This window comes from Micromonospora sp. NPDC050200 (assembly GCF_040656135.1).
Taxonomy (GTDB): domain Bacteria; phylum Actinomycetota; class Actinomycetes; order Mycobacteriales; family Micromonosporaceae; genus Micromonospora.
In genome coordinates this window covers 1-1550 of sequence record NZ_JBFALG010000167.1, presented here as the reverse complement: position 1 = coordinate 1550, position 1550 = coordinate 1, and the positions used below count along the sequence as shown (strand labels likewise).

Annotated in this window: 2 protein-coding genes; both read right to left on the bottom strand. The window is 65.0% G+C overall.

Features of this window, described 5'->3' with window-relative positions:
- Nucleotides 1-610: 610 nt before the first annotated feature.
- Entirely contained in the window at nt 611-853 is a 243-nt protein-coding gene (locus tag AB0I41_RS35165) for a type II toxin-antitoxin system RelE/ParE family toxin (RefSeq protein WP_357115801.1), read from the bottom strand.
- Nucleotides 850-1149: a type II toxin-antitoxin system Phd/YefM family antitoxin gene (locus AB0I41_RS35160; protein WP_357115798.1), complete on the bottom strand. Its 300-nt coding sequence runs from the start codon at nt 1147-1149 to the stop codon at nt 850-852. Before AB0I41_RS35160 ends, AB0I41_RS35165 begins: the two co-directional genes overlap by 4 nt.
- Nucleotides 1150-1550: the final 401 nt, after the last annotated feature.

The window sequence follows — 1550 nt, the reverse complement described above, 5'->3', positions numbered from 1 at the left end:
GACACGAGCGCGACTCCTGGAACGATCTTTAGGTCTAGACACCCGAAAGATCATCAGAGTCGCGCTCGTCCCACAACTCCAGCCCTGCCCGGTCCCCAACCTGGACAGAACACCTCAAGCCGGAACAACGCCGGGGCCGTGCTAGGAAGTCAGACCAAGCCTGATCGACCTGGCCAGGCTTGAGGGGCTTTGGCGACACCGTTTCCGGAAGATTGACTACGCTCTCATTTGGACCGCAGTTATGTACAAGGACCGGCGTGTTGCCGGCGATCACATAGTATGTGTGGAGCCAGCAACGATGTCACGCTAGGTAATGGCGGGCCTCACCTGCACGTTCACATGCGGTTCGACTCGTCGGGCATCACTCGGCGTCGATGGCGACAGCAGCCATGACAGCGACACCCACGCACGCCCGACAACATGCGGCGACCCGTTGGCCCGGATCACCACCGTTGGGCGCAGCGAACCGAGCGGATACGGCTCGCCGCCGCCAGGGCACGGCGCCACCCAGGCTCAAGCGCACCACCACGGCGTTGTACGACCGCCGGTCGGCGGCCCTTGACCTTGAGAGCCCATCGTGGGCCGGACAAGGCCGACGGACCCGGGCGGCTCAGGTGTAGACGTCCTTGCGATGCCCGACGGCGTGGATGGTCAACTCGTCGCCGTCGAGGCGGTAGAGGACCCGGTAGTCACCGACACGCAAACGACGCCCGGATCCGTCGCGCATCTCGGTCGAGTTCTGCGGCGCAGGGTCAGAGACCAAGCCAAGGATCGCGCTCAAGACGGTCAGGAAGACGTTGCGTGGCTGCTTGTGCAGCCAGACCAGCACGTCCCGGTCGATCTGAACCTTCACGCCGCCGCACCGCCGGCCCGGTCGGCCAGCAGCGCCTCCACCTCACGAGGATCGACCCCGAGCGACTCCAGAGCCGCCGACAGCGGCACAAACTGACCCTCGGCACGGGAACGGGCGATCACCGCCGAGTCCCTGCGGTCTCGGAACGCCTCAATCTCCTCCCACTCGTCGATGCCGACCAGCACCGCGACAGGCCGTTCGTACTTGGTGATGATGACCGGTTCCCCGGTGCGCTCGACCCCGTCCACCACCCGACCCGCGCCATCACGGAACTCCCGCAGCGTAATCCTCATCATGTACCACACAGTACCACGCGGTACCGCTCCGCCTCCGCCACTGAAGAAGCAGGGACGCAAATCCCAAGGCGTGACCCAACAGCGCCACCCGAAGCCACCGGGTTAAGAATTGCTTCACCAGATCAAGTACGGCCCGGCTGACACCGGGCCGCGCGCACGCGCTACAGGCCTACGGCCCCGCGCGCACGCGCCCGCGCAACGACCAAGGCCGGCCAGGCGACGCATCCCAGTCGAAGCGATCAAGGCCGTGACGATCCCATCACGGATCAACCCGCGCAATGGGTGCCGGGGAGGGACTGTAAAAACAACGGCCCTGTCTCACATTCGGTGGTGACGGAGGGTGCCGAGGCGTCGTTGATTCCTATGTGGAGGACGTTAACGAGCTTGTACAGGCGGTGTTC